At 67.6% G+C, this 14,701-nt stretch carries 18 protein-coding genes and 1 tRNA gene; 7 read left to right on the top strand and 12 right to left on the bottom strand.

Annotation, left to right across the window (positions count from 1 at the left end; translation table 11 throughout):
* Positions 1-48: 48 nt before the first annotated feature.
* On the bottom strand, positions 49-897 hold the full coding sequence (locus tag E6C70_RS02235) for a helix-turn-helix transcriptional regulator (RefSeq protein WP_136423657.1): 849 nt from the start codon (positions 895-897) through the stop codon (positions 49-51).
* A 172-nt stretch (positions 898-1,069) separates the two neighbouring features.
* Between E6C70_RS02235 and E6C70_RS02230 the strand changes: the two genes are divergently transcribed.
* Positions 1,070-2,008: an SDR family oxidoreductase gene (locus E6C70_RS02230; protein WP_136421837.1), complete on the top strand. Its 939-nt coding sequence runs from the start codon at positions 1,070-1,072 to the stop codon at positions 2,006-2,008.
* Between the two features lie 113 nt (positions 2,009-2,121).
* Here E6C70_RS02230 and E6C70_RS02225 read toward each other — a convergent pair.
* The 4 genes from E6C70_RS02225 to E6C70_RS02210 all read right to left on the bottom strand — a co-directional run bounded on the left by E6C70_RS02225 (position 2,122) and on the right by E6C70_RS02210 (position 5,220).
* Positions 2,122-2,193: transfer RNA gene (locus tag E6C70_RS02225), tRNA-Gln, on the bottom strand.
* A 91-nt stretch (positions 2,194-2,284) separates the two neighbouring features.
* Positions 2,285-3,799, bottom strand: a complete 1,515-nt coding sequence (gene gltX / locus E6C70_RS02220; protein WP_136421835.1) for a glutamate--tRNA ligase — start codon at positions 3,797-3,799, stop codon at positions 2,285-2,287.
* A gap of 34 nt (positions 3,800-3,833) precedes the next feature.
* Positions 3,834-4,271: a hypothetical protein gene (locus E6C70_RS02215; RefSeq protein WP_136421833.1), complete on the bottom strand. Its 438-nt coding sequence runs from the start codon at positions 4,269-4,271 to the stop codon at positions 3,834-3,836.
* Positions 4,272-4,278: 7 nt separating this feature from the next.
* Positions 4,279-5,220: a LysR family transcriptional regulator gene (locus E6C70_RS02210; RefSeq protein ID WP_136421832.1), complete on the bottom strand. Its 942-nt coding sequence runs from the start codon at positions 5,218-5,220 to the stop codon at positions 4,279-4,281.
* Positions 5,221-5,301: 81 nt separating this feature from the next.
* Between E6C70_RS02210 and E6C70_RS02205 the strand changes: the two genes are divergently transcribed.
* Positions 5,302-6,348 (top strand): aminotransferase class V-fold PLP-dependent enzyme, encoded by a 1,047-nt coding sequence (locus tag E6C70_RS02205; RefSeq protein WP_136421831.1) that lies wholly within the window; start codon positions 5,302-5,304, stop codon positions 6,346-6,348.
* Positions 6,349-6,373: 25 nt separating this feature from the next.
* Here E6C70_RS02205 and E6C70_RS02200 read toward each other — a convergent pair whose 3' ends face one another.
* The 3 genes from E6C70_RS02200 to E6C70_RS02190 all read right to left on the bottom strand — a co-directional run bounded on the left by E6C70_RS02200 (position 6,374) and on the right by E6C70_RS02190 (position 9,472).
* Positions 6,374-7,138 carry a fumarylacetoacetate hydrolase family protein gene (locus E6C70_RS02200; RefSeq protein WP_136421830.1) on the bottom strand — a complete coding sequence of 255 codons (765 nt, stop codon included), beginning with the start codon at positions 7,136-7,138 and terminating at the stop codon, positions 6,374-6,376.
* Positions 7,139-7,284: 146 nt separating this feature from the next.
* A complete protein-coding gene (locus tag E6C70_RS02195) occupies positions 7,285-8,391 on the bottom strand; it encodes a branched-chain amino acid aminotransferase (RefSeq protein WP_136421829.1) in 1,107 nt (368 codons plus the stop codon).
* A 22-nt stretch (positions 8,392-8,413) separates the two neighbouring features.
* Complete coding sequence (locus E6C70_RS02190) at positions 8,414-9,472, bottom strand: 3-isopropylmalate dehydrogenase (RefSeq protein ID WP_136421828.1); 1,059 nt, start codon at positions 9,470-9,472, stop codon at positions 8,414-8,416.
* A 176-nt stretch (positions 9,473-9,648) separates the two neighbouring features.
* On the opposite strand from E6C70_RS02190, the gene E6C70_RS02185 reads away from it, so the two are divergent.
* From E6C70_RS02185 to E6C70_RS02175, 4 genes are all read left to right on the top strand, one after another.
* Positions 9,649-9,855, top strand: coding sequence for a hypothetical protein (locus E6C70_RS02185; RefSeq protein ID WP_136421827.1), 207 nt, complete (start codon positions 9,649-9,651; stop codon positions 9,853-9,855).
* Positions 9,852-10,022, top strand: a complete 171-nt coding sequence (locus E6C70_RS02180; RefSeq protein ID WP_136421826.1) for a CsbD family protein — start codon at positions 9,852-9,854, stop codon at positions 10,020-10,022. The genes E6C70_RS02185 and E6C70_RS02180 overlap by 4 nt, the downstream gene beginning before the upstream one ends.
* Before the next feature lie 78 nt (positions 10,023-10,100).
* Positions 10,101-10,265, top strand: coding sequence for a hypothetical protein (locus tag E6C70_RS16600; protein ID WP_168770840.1), 165 nt, complete (start codon positions 10,101-10,103; stop codon positions 10,263-10,265).
* Positions 10,266-10,269: 4 nt separating this feature from the next.
* Positions 10,270-10,521 carry a DUF6458 family protein gene (locus tag E6C70_RS02175; RefSeq protein ID WP_136421824.1) on the top strand — a complete coding sequence of 84 codons (252 nt, stop codon included), beginning with the start codon at positions 10,270-10,272 and terminating at the stop codon, positions 10,519-10,521.
* A gap of 64 nt (positions 10,522-10,585) precedes the next feature.
* Here the strand turns inward: E6C70_RS02175 and serA are convergent, their stop codons facing one another.
* Positions 10,586-12,178 carry a phosphoglycerate dehydrogenase gene (gene serA / locus E6C70_RS02170; protein ID WP_136421822.1) on the bottom strand — a complete coding sequence of 531 codons (1,593 nt, stop codon included), beginning with the start codon at positions 12,176-12,178 and terminating at the stop codon, positions 10,586-10,588.
* Positions 12,179-12,279: 101 nt separating this feature from the next.
* Here serA and E6C70_RS02165 point away from each other — a divergent pair, with 101 nt between their 5' ends.
* A complete protein-coding gene (locus tag E6C70_RS02165) occupies positions 12,280-12,678 on the top strand; it encodes a DoxX family protein (protein ID WP_136421820.1) in 399 nt (132 codons plus the stop codon).
* A 9-nt stretch (positions 12,679-12,687) separates the two neighbouring features.
* Here the strand turns inward: E6C70_RS02165 and E6C70_RS02160 are convergent, their stop codons facing one another.
* The 3 genes from E6C70_RS02160 to ilvC form a co-directional block, all read right to left on the bottom strand.
* A complete protein-coding gene (locus E6C70_RS02160) occupies positions 12,688-13,047 on the bottom strand; it encodes a hypothetical protein (RefSeq protein WP_136421818.1) in 360 nt (119 codons plus the stop codon).
* Positions 13,044-13,517 (bottom strand): DNA polymerase III subunit gamma/tau, encoded by a 474-nt coding sequence (locus tag E6C70_RS02155; protein ID WP_136421816.1) that lies wholly within the window; start codon positions 13,515-13,517, stop codon positions 13,044-13,046. The genes E6C70_RS02160 and E6C70_RS02155 overlap by 4 nt, the downstream gene beginning before the upstream one ends.
* A 145-nt stretch (positions 13,518-13,662) precedes the next feature.
* Entirely contained in the window at positions 13,663-14,691 is a 1,029-nt protein-coding gene (ilvC, locus tag E6C70_RS02150) for a ketol-acid reductoisomerase (RefSeq protein WP_136421814.1), read from the bottom strand.
* Positions 14,692-14,701: the final 10 nt, after the last annotated feature.

Raw genomic sequence — 14,701 nt, 5'->3', positions numbered from 1 at the left:
GTCGAGGCGATCCTGATCAGAGCCCTGGCACGCGAGCCCGCTCGCCGCTCAGGTCAATGAGGCTCCGATGACAGAAAGGAGTCGCAGCTTCTCGTGGCTTTCGCTGCCAGGTGTTGCCGTGTAGACCAGGAGCAGATGCGACTGGTCGAGGTCTTGGAGAGTCTGGCAATCGAGGTCGAGCAGTCCCACTTCAGGATGCACGAAGCGTTTGCCGGACGCTGGCCGCACACCGACCTCGTGGCGATCCCAGTAGGCGCGGAACAGCTCACTCTCATCCCGTAGGCGTTCAACGAGGTGGGCTGCCCGCGACTGGGGCCCACGCTTGGCGGCGATCTCACGCAGCCCTGACGCGTACACACGGGAGAGCTGGTCGTGATCCTCGGGCAGATACCGAGCTCGTGTGGCGGGGTCGGTGAACCACCGGTAGCCGATGCTCCGCGCGGGCCCGTGATACCCGGTCTGATCACCGGTGAGCGCGACACCCATCGGGGTCTGCATCAGAGTCTCGCCGAGTTCTGTCACGATCTCGGCCGGCGTGTCCGCGAGACGATCCAGGATCCGAACCAATCCCGGAGCGATGTGCAGCTCCGCAGATGCGCCACGGGTCGGCGGAGCGTGCCCGGCGAGCCGAAACAGGTGATTGCGTTCGGTGAGCCCGAGGTGCAGACCCTGGGCGATCGAGGCGATCATCTGCTCCGATGGCTGCGGCCCGCCACCCCGTTCAAGTCGGGCGTAGTAGTCCGTCGACATATGACACAGCGCGGCGATCTCCTCACGGCGGAGCCCGTCAGTGCGGCGTCTCGGACCGCGCGGGAGGCCGACGTCTTCGGGCTGCAGCGCTTGTCGACGGTGGCGCAGAAACTGTGCCAGCCCGTCACGATCGATCTCCCTGCGCATCCTGTCCTCCCGTTCGTTTCTACTGCGACACGACATTCTCATCCACTGCTTGTCAATCCGCCCGTCGACGAAAGTCGATATCCGCGGATCGTCAGGCCGTGGATACATTCCCGTGGACGACGCATGCTGAGTAGCGTCAAGCAGCCGACGAACTTTCGAAGGAGCAGCCACCATGGCACGCCGACCCATCGACATCACCGTTCCCGACCTGGCGGGCAAACGTGTCGTCCTGACCGGCGGCAGCGACGGAATAGGACTCGTCATCGCGTCCGGCCTCGCGGCTGCTGGCGCAGAGCTCGTACTACCCGTCCGCAACCGCCGCAAAGGCGAGGCGGCCCTGAAGACCATCCTCGACCGATCGCCGCAAGCGACCGTGTCGCTGCGTTCCCTCGACCTCTCCTCGCTCGACTCCGTCGCGGAATTGGGCGAAACCCTGCTGGTCGAGGGCGACCTGATCCACATCTTCATCGGCAACGCGGGAGTCATGACACCGCCCACCCGGCAGACCACCGCGGATGGATTCGAACTGCAGTTCGGCACGAACCACCTCGGCCACGCCGCCCTCATCGGACACCTTCTTCCACTGCTCCGCAGCGGCCGAGCCCGGATCACCCTCCAGATCAGCATCGCCGCCAACCAGGGCGCGGTGAACTGGGACGACCCGAACTGGGAGCACTCGTACAAGGGCGCGAGCGCCTACTCGGCGTCGAAGATCGCATTCGGCCTGTTCGGGCTGGAGCTCAACCGGCGCAGTACGGCCGGAAACTGGGGCATAGCCGCCAATCTGTCACACCCGGGAGTGGCTCCCACGAGTCTCCTCGCCGCTCGGCCCGAGATCGGCCGAGAAAAGCCCACTTCCGGGCGCCGCGTGGTCAGCACGCTCTCGCGGATGGGCATCATGGGCACCGTCGCATCCGCTGGGCTTCCCGCACTGATGGCAGCCACCGCACCGGGCGACCAAGGCGGCAAGCTCTTCGGACCCACGGGCATCGGCGGACTCGGCGGACCACCCGCCGAGCGGCCGCTGTTCTCCCGCCTGCGAAGCTCCGAAGACGCAGCACGCATGTGGAACCTCACCCAACAACTCACCGGGGTGCCGCTGCCCCTCTGACCGGCTGGTCCCCGGCTGCCCGCTCACGCATCGACCGGCCTACCGCGAGGGGACGAGAAGGGAAAAGTTTGCAATCCGGACACAAAAAAAGCCCGATGATCGGGCTTTTCGAGCTGGGGTACCTGGACTCGAACCAAGAACAACGGTACCAGAAACCGCCGTGTTGCCAATTACACCATACCCCACCGGTTCGGAGGCGAACCCCCGGCCGACATGCAACTCTAGCCCACCGCCCGGCCCCTCTCCAAACTGAGCGGCCCTCGGCCGCGCGGCGACTCAGGCCTCCGGCGACTCGAATCTGCGCAGCCGTGCGATGGTCTCGACCTGCCCCAGGATCTGCATCGACTCGAACAGCGGCGGAGAGACGCGTCGGCCCGAGACAGCGACCCGCAGCGGGGTGTACGCGACGCGCGGCTTGAGTCCGAGGCCGTCGATGAGAGCGGCGGACAGCGCCTCTTGGATCACGTCGTGGGTCCATTCCAGCGCGGGAATGCGTTCGAGGGCGTCGACGGATGCGGACAGCACGACAGCCGAGTCAGCGGGGAGGCCGGCGCGTGCGTCGGGGTCGACGACGAGGGATGCGGCATCCGTGAAGAGGAAGCCGAGCATGCCCGGGGCCTCGCCCAGCAGGGCGATGCGCTCCTGCACGAGGGGCGCCGCCTCGGCGAGCACCGCCTCGTGTGCCGGCGAGATCGGTTCCGCCAGCACGCCAGCGGCGGCGAGGTAGCGGACGGTACGGGCTGCGAAGTCGGCCGGAGCAAGCAGACGGATGTGGTCTCCGTTGATGGACTCGGCCTTCTTCACGTCGAAGCGGGCCGGGTTGGGGTTCACGTCCTCGACGTCGAAGGCCGCGACCATCTCGTCGATGGAGAACACATCGCGGTCGTGGGTGAGAGACCAGCCGAGGAGGGCGAGGTAGTTGACCAGGCCCTCGGGGATGAAGCCGCGATCGCGGTGGTGGAACAGGTTGGACTCGGGGTCGCGCTTCGAGAGCTTGCGGTTTCCCTCCCCCGTCACGTACGGCAGGTGGCCGAACCGGGGCACGAAGGTCGTGATGCCGATGTCGATGAGCGCGTGGTAGAGGGCGATCTGCCGTGGCGTCGAGGAGAGCAGGTCCTCTCCGCGCAGCACGTGGGTGATCTGCATGATGGCGTCGTCGACTGGGTTCACGAGCGTGTAGAGCGGCGCGCCGTTCGGCCGCACGACGACGAAGTCGCTGAACGACCCGGCGGGAAAGGTGATCTCGCCGCGCACCAGGTCATCGAAGGACAGGTCGTCATCCGGAACCCGCAATCGCAGCGCGGGCTGACGGCCCTCCTCGCGGAAGGCCGCACGCTGCTCGTCGGTGAGATCGCGGTCGAAGTTGTCGTAGCCGAGCTGCTTGCGGCGACCGGCTGCCTCGTTGCGCGCGTCGATCTCCTCGGCGTTCGAGTAGCTCTCGTAGACGTGACCGGAGGCCTTCAGCCGCTCGATGACGTCGGCGTAGATCTCCGTGCGCTGCGACTGGCGGTAGGGTTCGTGCGGTCCGCCGACGCCGACGCCCTCATCCCAGTCGAGCCGCAGCCAGGTGAGTGCGTCGATGATCTGCTCGTAGCTCTCCTCGCTGTCGCGGGCGGCATCCGTGTCCTCGATGCGGAAGATCATCTTTCCGCCGGTGTGGCGCGCATAGGCCCAGTTGAACAGGGCGGTACGGATGAGGCCCACGTGCGGCGTGCCCGTCGGGGATGGGCAGAAGCGCACGCGGACGTCGCTGCCAGTGGCCATGGAGAAGGGGTGAGCGCTGTCAGACATCGCCGTCAATCCTATCCGCGACGCCGCTGGCCGCTCAGCCCGCTAGCGGCGGAGGGAGTTCCGGATCGGCGGCAGCCTCGTGGAGCAGATCCCCGTCGACGAACCACGCGCCGCTGCTCACCACGAGGAGAAGCAGGATGGCCGCGACGCACGACAGCCAGAACGCACCCCCGCCGTGGCCGACGGTTCCGGCCAGAAAGATGCCACCGAACATCAGCACGCCGACGGCGACGAGCCACGCGATCTTCCACCGATATCGGCTCGTGGATGCGGGGACGTTCGTGATTCGCCGGACGATGAACATGCCGGCCGGCACCATGGCGGCGAACAATACAAGGTGAGGCACGACGGACTCCGACGGGAGCAGCGCGTACACAATGACGGCGGCTCCGGCTGCCAGCCCCCACACCAGGTAAAGCCACGGGAATCCGTCGGCCCATTTCCATTCACCATCGCGGCCGAGGGATCTCACGCCTTCATTATGCTGCGTCGCCCATCAGGCGGTCGAGACCGGAGAGCACGCCCAGCGTGGCGCGGACCGCGGGAATTCGTTCGGCGCCGTCGGCGGTCACCACGTGCACCGTTCGGTGATCCTCGTGGGTGGTGGGGAGTGCCACGACGTCGGCGGGCACCCGGGCCGACGCGATCGCCAGCCGCGGCAGCATCGCCGCTCCCAGACCGGCGGAGACCATGTTGAGCACGGCGATGAAGTTGTCGGTCTCGTAACCGATGCGCGGTGCGTAGCCGCCGACATCGCAGACCTCGACGAGATGGCCGCGGCAGCGCGGGCAGCCGGCGATCCAGCTCTCGTTGCCGAGTGCAGCCATGTCCACCGCTGTGGACGACGCCTGCGGATGTCCGGCCGGAAGCACGACCAGCACGGGCTCGCGACCGATGGCCCTCACCGCGAGCCCCCGTGCGCTCTCGGTGTGCGGGTCGTTGCGGTCACCGGGGTAGCTGAACGTGAGCGCGATGTCGGCCCGATTCTCGCGAACGGCGGCAATCGCCTCGGGCGGCTCGGCCTCCAGATAACTCAGCTGCACGCCGGGATGCCGAATGGTCATGCCCGCGAGCAGGCGCGGAACGATGGTGGCGGATGCCGATGGGAAGGCGGCGACCCGCACCCGGCCGGACCGGAGTCCCTGGAGCTCGGCGATCTCCCCCGCCGCGGCGTCGAGGGCGTTCGTCACCACGCTCGCGTGCCGGGCGAGCACCTGCCCGGCGTCCGTGAGGCGCACGGAACGACCGGCCCGCTCGACGACCGGCATGCCGATGCGGGACTCGAGGCGCCGGAGGTGCTGGCTGAGGGCGGGCTGGCTGTATCCCAGCCGCGTCGCGGCGGCGGTGATCGATCCGAGTTCGGCGATCGCGAGCACCACGCGCAGGGAGTGCGAATCGACTTCGAGATCGTCCAGGCCCATGCAGAGATCATAAGCGCTCGTTATGTGATCCATTCGACACTGGCTGTTGTCCTATGAGTACCTGCTGACGACGATGGACGGATGACGACCATCGCCGACGCGCGCCGACTCTTCCGCGGCCGATCGGGCTACCTCGCCGCCTGCACGCTGGGCCTGCCCATCCCGGCGACCCTCGAGGCGATGCGCGCTGATGCGGAGGACTGGGCGCGCGGGCGCGCATCCGCCGCGTCCTACACCGACACCGTCGAGCGGGTCCGGGCCGACTACGCAGCGCTCGTCGGCGTCGAGTCCAGCCGTGTGGCGATCGGCTCGCAGACGTCCGCTCAGGCCGCCGTCATCGCCGCGAGCATTCCGGACGGTGCCGAGGTGCTCTGCGTCGAGGGGGACTTCAGCTCGATCGTGTTCCCCTTTCTCAGCCAGGAGGGACGAGGGGTCCGCGTCCGACAGGTGAGCCTGGACGCCCTGGCTTCCGAGATCCGCGAGGACACCTGGCTGGTCGCGTTCTCCCTCGTCCAATCCGCCACCGGTGCGATCGCTGACGTTGGCGCCATTACCGCTGCCGCACGAGCCCATGACGCGCGGACGCTCTGCGATGCCACTCAGGCCGTCGGCTGGCTTCCGGTCGACGCCTCCGTCTTCGACGCGACGCTCTGCCACAGCTACAAGTGGTTGTGCGCGCCGCGCGGAGCATCCTTCCTCACCATCTCCGAGGACTTGCAAACGTTGATCGCTCCGACGCAGACGGGCTGGTACGCGGGAGAGGATCCCTGGACGTCGTGCTACGGGCCCGACATTCAACTCGCATCCGATGCCCGGCGCTTCGATGTCTCGCCGGCGTGGCCGGTGTGGGTCGGCGCCGAGCCGGCCATCGCCCTGTTCCGCTCGCTCGACATCGCAGCGGTCCACGATCACGTCACCGGTCTGGCGGCCACCTTCTGCGAGCGAATGGGCCTGCTCGCTCCCGGCCACGCGATCGTCACGTGGCCGGATGCCGACGGCCGCGACCTGGCCCGGCTCGGTGCGGCGGGCGTCGTCGCGTCGGGGCGGGCCGGCCGTGCACGCGTTGCGTTCCACCTCTGGAACGACGCCGACGACGTCAGCGCCGCGCTCGAAGCCCTCGGCCGCTGACGATCGCGGCAACTGGAGTGCGCTGTCAGCGGCGAAGCACCGGGTTGGACAGGATGCCCAAGCCCGATACCTCGACTTCGACCGTGTCGCCCGACACGATCGGTCCCACGCCCGCGGGCGTGCCCGTGAGAATGACGTCGCCGGGGAGCAGGGTGAACGCGCTCGACGCGTAGGCGATGATGGCGGCCACCGAGTACACCATGTCACTGAGCGGCGCGTGCTGCTTCTGGTCGCCGTTGACGCGGGTGGTGATGGTCGCCGACGCGAGATCGAGCTCGGTGTCGATGATCGGGCCCAGCGGACAGAACGAGTCGAACCCCTTCGCACGCGCCCACTGCCCATCCGTCTTCTGCAGGTCGCGGGCTGTGACGTCGTTGGCGACCGTGTAGCCGAATGCGCGGTCCAGCGCGTCCGCCTCGGCGACGTTCTTCGTGATCGAGCCGATGATCACCGCCAGCTCACCCTCGAAGTCGACGCGCTCGCTCTGCGGGGGCAGCACGATCGTGTCGCCGGGGCCGATCACCGAGGTGTTGGGCTTGAGGAAGAGCAGCGGCTCGGCGGGGGTCTCGTTGCCGAGTTCCGCCGCGTGCTCGCGGTAGTTGCGTCCGACCGCGACGACCTTGGAGCGTGGTATCGACGGTGCGAGCAACGCGGCATCCGCCAGCGGAATCCGCTCACCGGTCGTCTCGTACCCCGCGAACATCGGATCGCCGCCGAGTACGACGAGATCGCCGTCGTCGATGATGCCGAACGCGATGCGGGAATCGTGGCTGAACCGGGCGATCTTCATGTCGACCACGCTACCCGAGCCCATCGCGCACGGTCGGGTGTCGGACTCCGGCGTCGGAGATCAGCCGGCGATCAATCGGCGATCAGTCGCCTGCCGAGGCTGACGACGTCGTCGGTGGCCATCGGCTCGCCCTCCTCGATGCCCGCTCACGCGTCGAGGCGGAGCATCCATCCGTGGCGGTCCTCGGCACGTCCGTACTGGATGTCGGTGAGCTCGCCACGCAACGACAGGGCGAGCTCCTCCGCCGCGTTGCCGTCGTGCGCGATCTCGAAGTCCTCGGCGAGGAGTCGTCCGATCGGCGTGACGACCGCGGCTGTTCCGCACGCGAACGCACCGACGATCTCGCCAGACGCGGCGCCGTCGCGCCACTCGTCGATTCTCACCTGGCGGCGCTCGACGAGATGTCCACGATCCTCCGCGAGCTGCAGCAGGGAGTCACGCGTGATCCCCTCGAGGATGCTGTCGGACTCGGGAGTGATGAGCGTGCCGTCCTTCTTGACGAGCACGACGTTCATGCCGCCGAGCTCCTCGAGATAGACACCCTCGTCGAGGAAGAGCACCTGCGCGCAGCCGTGCTCCGCCGCCTCCGCCTGCGGGAGCAGGCTCGACGCGTAGTTGCCACCGGTCTTCGCGGCACCCGTCCCGCCCTTGCCCGCGCGGGCGTACTGGGTCGAGAGCCAGATGTTGACGGGCTTCACACCGCCGTGGAAGTAGGCACCGGCCGGGCTCGCGATCACGTAGAACGCGATCTTGTTGGCCGGGCGAACGCCGAGGAAGGCCTCCTTGGCGAACATGAACGGCCGCAGGTAGAGGCTCGTCTCCGGGGCGCTCGGAACCCAGTCGCCGTCGACCGCGATGAGCTGCTTGAGGGACTCGATGAAGTACTCGCTCGGGAGCTCGGGCAGGGCAAGGCGACGTGCCGAGCGCTGCATGCGCGCCGCGTTCTCGTATGGCCGGAAGGTGCGGATCGAACCGTCGGCGTGCCGATAGGCCTTGAGTCCCTCGAACACCTCCTGGGCGTAGTGGAGGACGGCCGCCGAGGGGTCGAGCTGGATGGGGCCGTACGGCGAGACGCGCGGCCGGTGCCAACCACCGTGCTGCGACCAGCACAGATCGACCATGTGGTCGGTGAAGTAGTTGCCGAACCCGGGGTCGGCCAGGATCGCCTCGCGCTCCTCGGCGGGCTTGGCGTTCTCGTTGCGGGTGACGGCGAAGGTGAGGTCGCGCGTCGCGAGGGGAAGCTGGATCGTCATGGCGTGCTCTTTCTTCAGATCTCTAGTGTGCGCGGATCCGGTCGACGATGGCTGCGCCGATCTCCGACGTGGATCGATGGCCCTCACCGCGTTCGGCGACGTCGGCGACGACCGCGCGGCGAACCCGATCGGCCGCCTCGGGGAGCTCGAGGTGATCGAGCATGAGGGCGACGGAGAGGATTGCGGCGGTCGGGTCGGCGATGCCCTGCCCCGCGATGTCGGGAGCGGAACCGTGCACCGGCTCGAACATGCTGGGGAATCGGCCGTCCGGGTTGATGTTGCCGGAGGCTGCGAGGCCGATGCCGCCGCTGATAGCGGCAGCGAGATCGGTGAGGATGTCGCCGAAGAGGTTGTCCGTGACGATGACGTCGAATCTAGCAGGGTCCGTCACGAGGAAGATGGTCGCGGCGTCCACGTGCAGGTAGTCGACGGTGACGTCGGGGAACTCGCTGGCCACCTCGTCGACGATGCGCTTCCAGAGGCCGCCGGCGAAGACCAGCACGTTCGTCTTGTGCACGAGCGTCAGCTTCTTGCGCGGGCGAGCGGATGCCGCGGCGAACGCGTAGCGCACGACCCGTTCTACCCCGAACGCCGTGTTGACGGAGACCTCGTTCGCCACCTCGTTCGCGGAACCGACCCGGATCGCCCCGCCGTTTCCGACGTAGGGTCCTTCCGTGCCCTCGCGGACGACCACGAAGTCGACGTCACCGGGATCCGCGAGCGGGCTCGGGACGGACGGGAACAGAACGGACGGCCGCAGGTTCACGTAGTGGTCGAGGGCGAATCGCAGGCGCAGGAGCAGTCCGCGCTCGATGTTCGCGCCCGCCAGGCGCGGATCACCGGGAGTGCCCCCGACGGCGCCGAGCAGGATCGCGTCGTGCTGCGAAACGGCGGCCAGGTCCTCGTCCGTCAGGGTGTCCCCGGTGGCGAGGTACCGCGCGGCGCCGAGCGCGTATTGCGTGGTGTCGAAAGCGGCGTCTCCGCCATCCGTCGCCGCCTGGAGGACGTTCAGGGCCTCGGCGACCACTTCAGGGCCGATGCCGTCGCCGGGGATGACGGCGAGGGAGATCACACGCGACACATTCGCTCCTTGCAGCAGGTACGGATCTCTTCAGCGTAGCCGCCGACGATCGGCCGCCGAGCCGTAACCGCACCCCCGCGTGGGTGTCAACCCCTGTCCAGCACACTCACGGCATCCGTATCGTTCTTCATGGCCCTCCATGAGGTCGGCCGCCAACCGTCAAGGAGGGTGAACGCGTGAACAGCACCAACGATGCACGGGATGCGGATGTCAATCCGGAGCCCGGCCGCGGAGAAGGCGACTCGCTCGACCAGCCCGACGAGGTCATCGAGGGCGAATACACCGCCGGGGACTATCCGGCCGGAGACGAGCGCGAAGAGACCGACACCCCCACCGAAGGCGGCTACACCGCCGGGGACTACCCAGAAGGAGATCGACGATGAGCGTCGGAGACAACATCAAGCACGGAGCCGAAGAGACTGTCGGCAAGGTGAAGGAAGGCCTCGGCAAGGCGACCGACAACGAGAAGCTCGAGGCCGAGGGTCAGGGCGACCAGGCCAAGGCCAATCTGAAGCAGGCCGGCGACGACGTCAAGGATGCGTTCAAGTAGGCCCTAAAGTAATACCGCTTCACCCTTCACTGTCAAAGACAGGCGCCATTCGGTGACCTGCCCGAAAGGATCCCTCACATGAATCTGATTTTCATCATCGTCATCGTCGTCGCCATCGTGCTCGCCATCATCGGCGGCCTGACCCAGGCCCTCAGCTGGCTGCTCTGGGTCGGCATCATCCTCGCCGTCATCGCGATCATCGCTTGGCTGATCCGGGTCATCTCGGGCAACCGAGCGGCATAATCCGATGAGCCTCGGCCTCGGCATCTTCCTTGTCGCCGTCGGAGCGATCCTCGTCTGGGCGCTCAACATCGACGTCGGCTGGATCGACCTCGACACCGTCGGATACGTCCTGATGGGCGCCGGCGTGGTCATCATCATCATCGGTATCGCCCTCCTCGTGCGGAAGCGGCAGAGCGTCGCGACCACGCGCACGGCGGTCGACCCGGTGAACGGTGAGCAGGTCACGCGCCGCGAGAGCTCGACTCCCGAGGTGTAACGCCGAACAGCAACGAAGAAGGCCCCGACCATGACGGTCGGGGCCTTCTTCGTTGCTCCGTCGGCTATTCCGTGATGTCGATCTCCGTCATCACGTCGGCCTCGATGGCGGCGCGCACCGACTCCAGGATCTCGGCGGGCACCGGCGAGTCGACGGTGAGCACGCTGAGCGCCTCTCCCCCGGCCTCGTGCCGCGCTATCTGCATGCCGGCGATGTTGATTCCCGCGTCACCGAACTCCCGGCCGTAGACGGCGACGATGCCCGGGCGGTCGGTGTAGAGCATGACGATGTGGTGGGCCGCGATGGGCACCTCGACGTCGTATCCGTTGATCTCGACGACCTTCTCGATCTGCTTCGTGCCGGTGAGGGTGCCCGAGACCGAGACCTGGCTGCCGTCGGCGAGGGCGCCGCGAACGGTGAGAACGTTGCGGTACTCCTCCGAGACCGAGTCGGTGATCAGCCGCACGTCGATGCCGCGCTGCTCGGCGAGCAACGGAGCGTTGACGTAGCTGACCGTCTCGCTCACGATGTTGGTGAAGAGCCCCTTCAGGGCCGCGAGCTTGAGGGCGCTGACGTCGTAGTCCACGAGCTCGCCACGCACCTCGACGTCGACGCTCGTGAGCGGGCTGACCGAGGCGAGCGCAGCGAAGATCTGGCCGAGCTTCTCCATCAGCGGGATGCCGGGACGCACGTACGGGTCGATGACTCCCCCGGCGACATTCACCGCATCCGGAACCAGCTCACCGGCCAGGGCGAGCCTGACCGACCGCGCGACGGAGACGCCGGCCTTCTCCTGCGCCTCGTCGGTCGATGCGCCGAGGTGCGGCGTGACGATGACGTTCGGCAGTGCGAGAAGCGGCGATTCCAGCGGAGGTTCGGTCACGAACACGTCGAGTCCCGCGCCCGCGATGGTGCGGTTGCGGAGGGCATCCTCCAGCGCGGTCTCGTCGATGAGCCCGCCGCGCGCGACGTTCACGATGAACGCCGTGGTCTTCATCCTGGCCAGCTGTTCCGAGCCGATCATGCCCGTGGTCTCGGGCGTCTTGGGCATGTGGATGGTGATGAAGTCGCTCTGCTCGAGCAGTTCGTCGAGGCTCACCGGCTGCACGCCCAGCTGCTGGGCGCGCGCCGAGGTGACGTAGGGATCGTAGGCGATCACGGTGACGCCGAATGCCTGCAGGCGCGCGGTGATGAGAGCTCCGATTCGGCCGAGGCCGATGATGCCGACCGTCTTCTCGTACAGCTCGACGCCGGTGTACGAGGAGCGCTTCCACGCGCCTCCCGCGAGCGACGAGTGCGCTGCGGGGATGTGCCTGGCCAGGCTCAGGATGTGACCGACGGTCAGCTCGGCCGCCGAGATGATGTTGGAGGTCGGAGCGTTCACGACCATGACGCCGGCGGCGGTCGCAGCCTTCACGTCGACGTTGTCGAGCCCCACGCCGGCTCTCGCCACCACCTGCAATCGAGGCGCGGCCGCGAGGGCCTCGGCGTCGACCTTCGTCGCCGAGCGCACGAGGATGGCGTTGGCCTCGGCGATCGCCGACAGCAGCGCCGGCCGGTCGGTCCCGTCGACGGACCTCACGTCGAAGTCGGGCCCCAGTGCATCGATCGTGGCGGGTGAGAGTTCTTCGGCGATCAGCACGACCGGCTTTGACACGACGGATCTGTTCCTTCAGCGTTCGGTGGGGTTGGCGCGCCGCAGCGTCGGGGCACGAGACATGTGAAACTCTATCCGAGGCCGGAAGGGGCGACGACGACATGACGACCGGTGACGGATGGCAGATCGTGCAGTTCGTCTTGCGCATCCTCCTGGCCATCGTGTTCATCGGCATGGGCATCAATCACTTCCGGCCGAAGGCGGCCCGCATCATGGCCAAGATGATCCCGCCGTTCCTGCGTTTCGAGGGAGTTTTCCGGCCCGCGGTGCTGGTGGCGTTCACCGGCGTCTGCGAAGTGGCCGGCGGAGTCGGGCTGCTGATTCCGGCGACGCAGCTCGCTGCCGGAATCCTCCTCGCCGTGTTCCTGGTCTGCGTGTTCCCGGCCAACGCCTATGCGGCCGCGCACCCGGAGGTGTTCCGGTCGCTCTCGATTCCGCTCGTTCCACGCCTCATCGCGCAGGTGGTCGGCATCGTCCTGTGCGTCGTGGCCGTCGTCTGAGTCGACTCGTCAGGCGATGAGGCTGCCCGGGCCGAACAACGCGAGGATGTCGAGGGTGAGGATGGCGGACACGCCCAGTCCGACGACGTAGCCGACCACCTGCTGCAGGACACCGCGACGACGCCCGAGCAGGTACGCAGCCGTGAACAGCGCGACCGGCAGGACGATGCCGAGCAGCAGGACGATCCAACCCGGTGCCGACAGCGTCGTCTCGAGCTGCCCTGCGAGCTGGCTCATGCCGACGAGGTTGCCGACCGCCTCCCACGCGTCGTAGGCGAAGAGCAGGCCGAACACGATGGCGAGCGTCACCGACAGCCACGCGGGCGTGCGGGACCTCCGCGTGGTCTCGGACTCCGCCGCGGCGCTCACGATGCGTACCCGATGACGAAGGGGACCGGTGCCAGCACGATGGCGCCCACGATCAGCCAGAGCAGTCGCCGGCGTGAACCGGAGCGCGTCAGCCAGAACACCAACCCGAACCAGGCCACGGGGGCCAGCACGGCGAGCCAGGATCCGAGCGTCGCCATGAAGGCTGCCACCGCATCCGTCCCGGAGGTCGACAGCCGAGTCGCCGTGATGATCCAGCCGATCGTGTACAAGAGGTAGATGCCGCCGAGCACTCCCAGGGCGATGAGCGCCGTGGAGCTCGTCTGAGGGCGCTCATCGGGCTCAGCCTGCTCGACCCGACCGGGCGCGCCGACGGGCGTCCATCCCGCAGGAAGGCCGCCATCAGACGTCGACTCGGTCGTGGTCTTCTCCGGCGCGCGATCGTGCGAGACCAGCGTCGCATCATCGTCGCCGGCCCAGCCCAGGGCATCGTCGTCGGTGTCGCGAGTCATGGAAGCCACCCTACCCAGTACGCGAGCGCCGCTGGTCGAGTAGCGAGCGACGAAGGAGCCCGCGTATCGAAACCCGCCACTCGCCCGTGCGAAGGTCTCGATTCGCGAAGCCGCTCCGCGTCTGCGCTACTCGACCAGCGAAACGTCAGCGCGCGACTTCGCCGTCCACGTAGTCGTCGTCGTTCGACGCGTTCCACGCGAACAGCTTGCGCAGCTCGCGACCGGTCGCCTCGATCGGATGGGCCTCGCCCTTGGCGCGGAGCTCGAGGAACTCCTTCTGCCCATTGTCCTGGTCGGCGATGAACCGCTCGGCGAAGGCGCCCGACTGGATGTCGGCGAGCACGGCCTGCATGTTCTCCTTGACGTGCGGGTCGATGACGCGCGGGCCCGAGACGTAGTCGCCATACTCCGCGGTGTCCGACACGCTCCAGCGCTGCTTGGCGATGCCGCCCTCCCACATGAGGTCGACGATGAGCTTGAGCTCGTGAAGCACCTCGAAGTAGGCGACCTGGGGCTGGTAGCCCGCCTCGGTCAGGGTCTCGAAACCGTACTGCACGAGCTGCGAGACGCCGCCGCACAGCACGGCCTGCTCGCCGAACAGGTCGGTCTCGGTCTCCTCGGTGAAGGTCGTCTTGATTCCGCCGGCGCGGAGGCCGCCGATCGCCTTCGCGTAGCTGAGGGTCAATGGCCAGGCATTGCCGGAGGCGTCCTCCTCCACGGCGACGATGACCGGAACGCCACGGCCGGCCTCGTACTCGCGCCGCACCGTGTGGCCGGGCCCCTTGGGAGCGATCATGGCGACGTCGACGCCCTCAGGGGCCTCGATGTACCCGAAACGGATGTTGAAACCGTGGCCGAAGACGAGCATCTTGCCGTCGGCCAGGTTGTCCTTGATCGACTCGGCGTAGATGTGGCGCTGGTACTGGTCGGGCGCGAGGATGACGATGACGTCGGCCCACGATGCCGCGTCGGCGACGTTGCTGACGGTGAAGCCGGCCTCGGTGGCCTTCTGGATCGACTTCGAGCCGTCCTTGAGTCCGATGCGCACCTCGACGCCCGAGTCGCGCAGGTTCTGCGCGTGAGCGTGGCCCTGCGAGCCGTAGCCGATGACGGCGACCTTCTTGCCCTGGATGAGCGAGAGGTCGGCGTCCTTGTCGTAGTAGATCTCAGCCATGTGTTGCTTT

It is taken from the genome of Orlajensenia flava (genome assembly GCF_004801905.1).
Lineage (GTDB): Bacteria > Actinomycetota > Actinomycetes > Actinomycetales > Microbacteriaceae > Orlajensenia > Orlajensenia flava.
The sequence above is the reverse complement of the archived record's forward strand: the minus strand, read 5'-3'. Positions and strand labels throughout refer to the sequence as shown.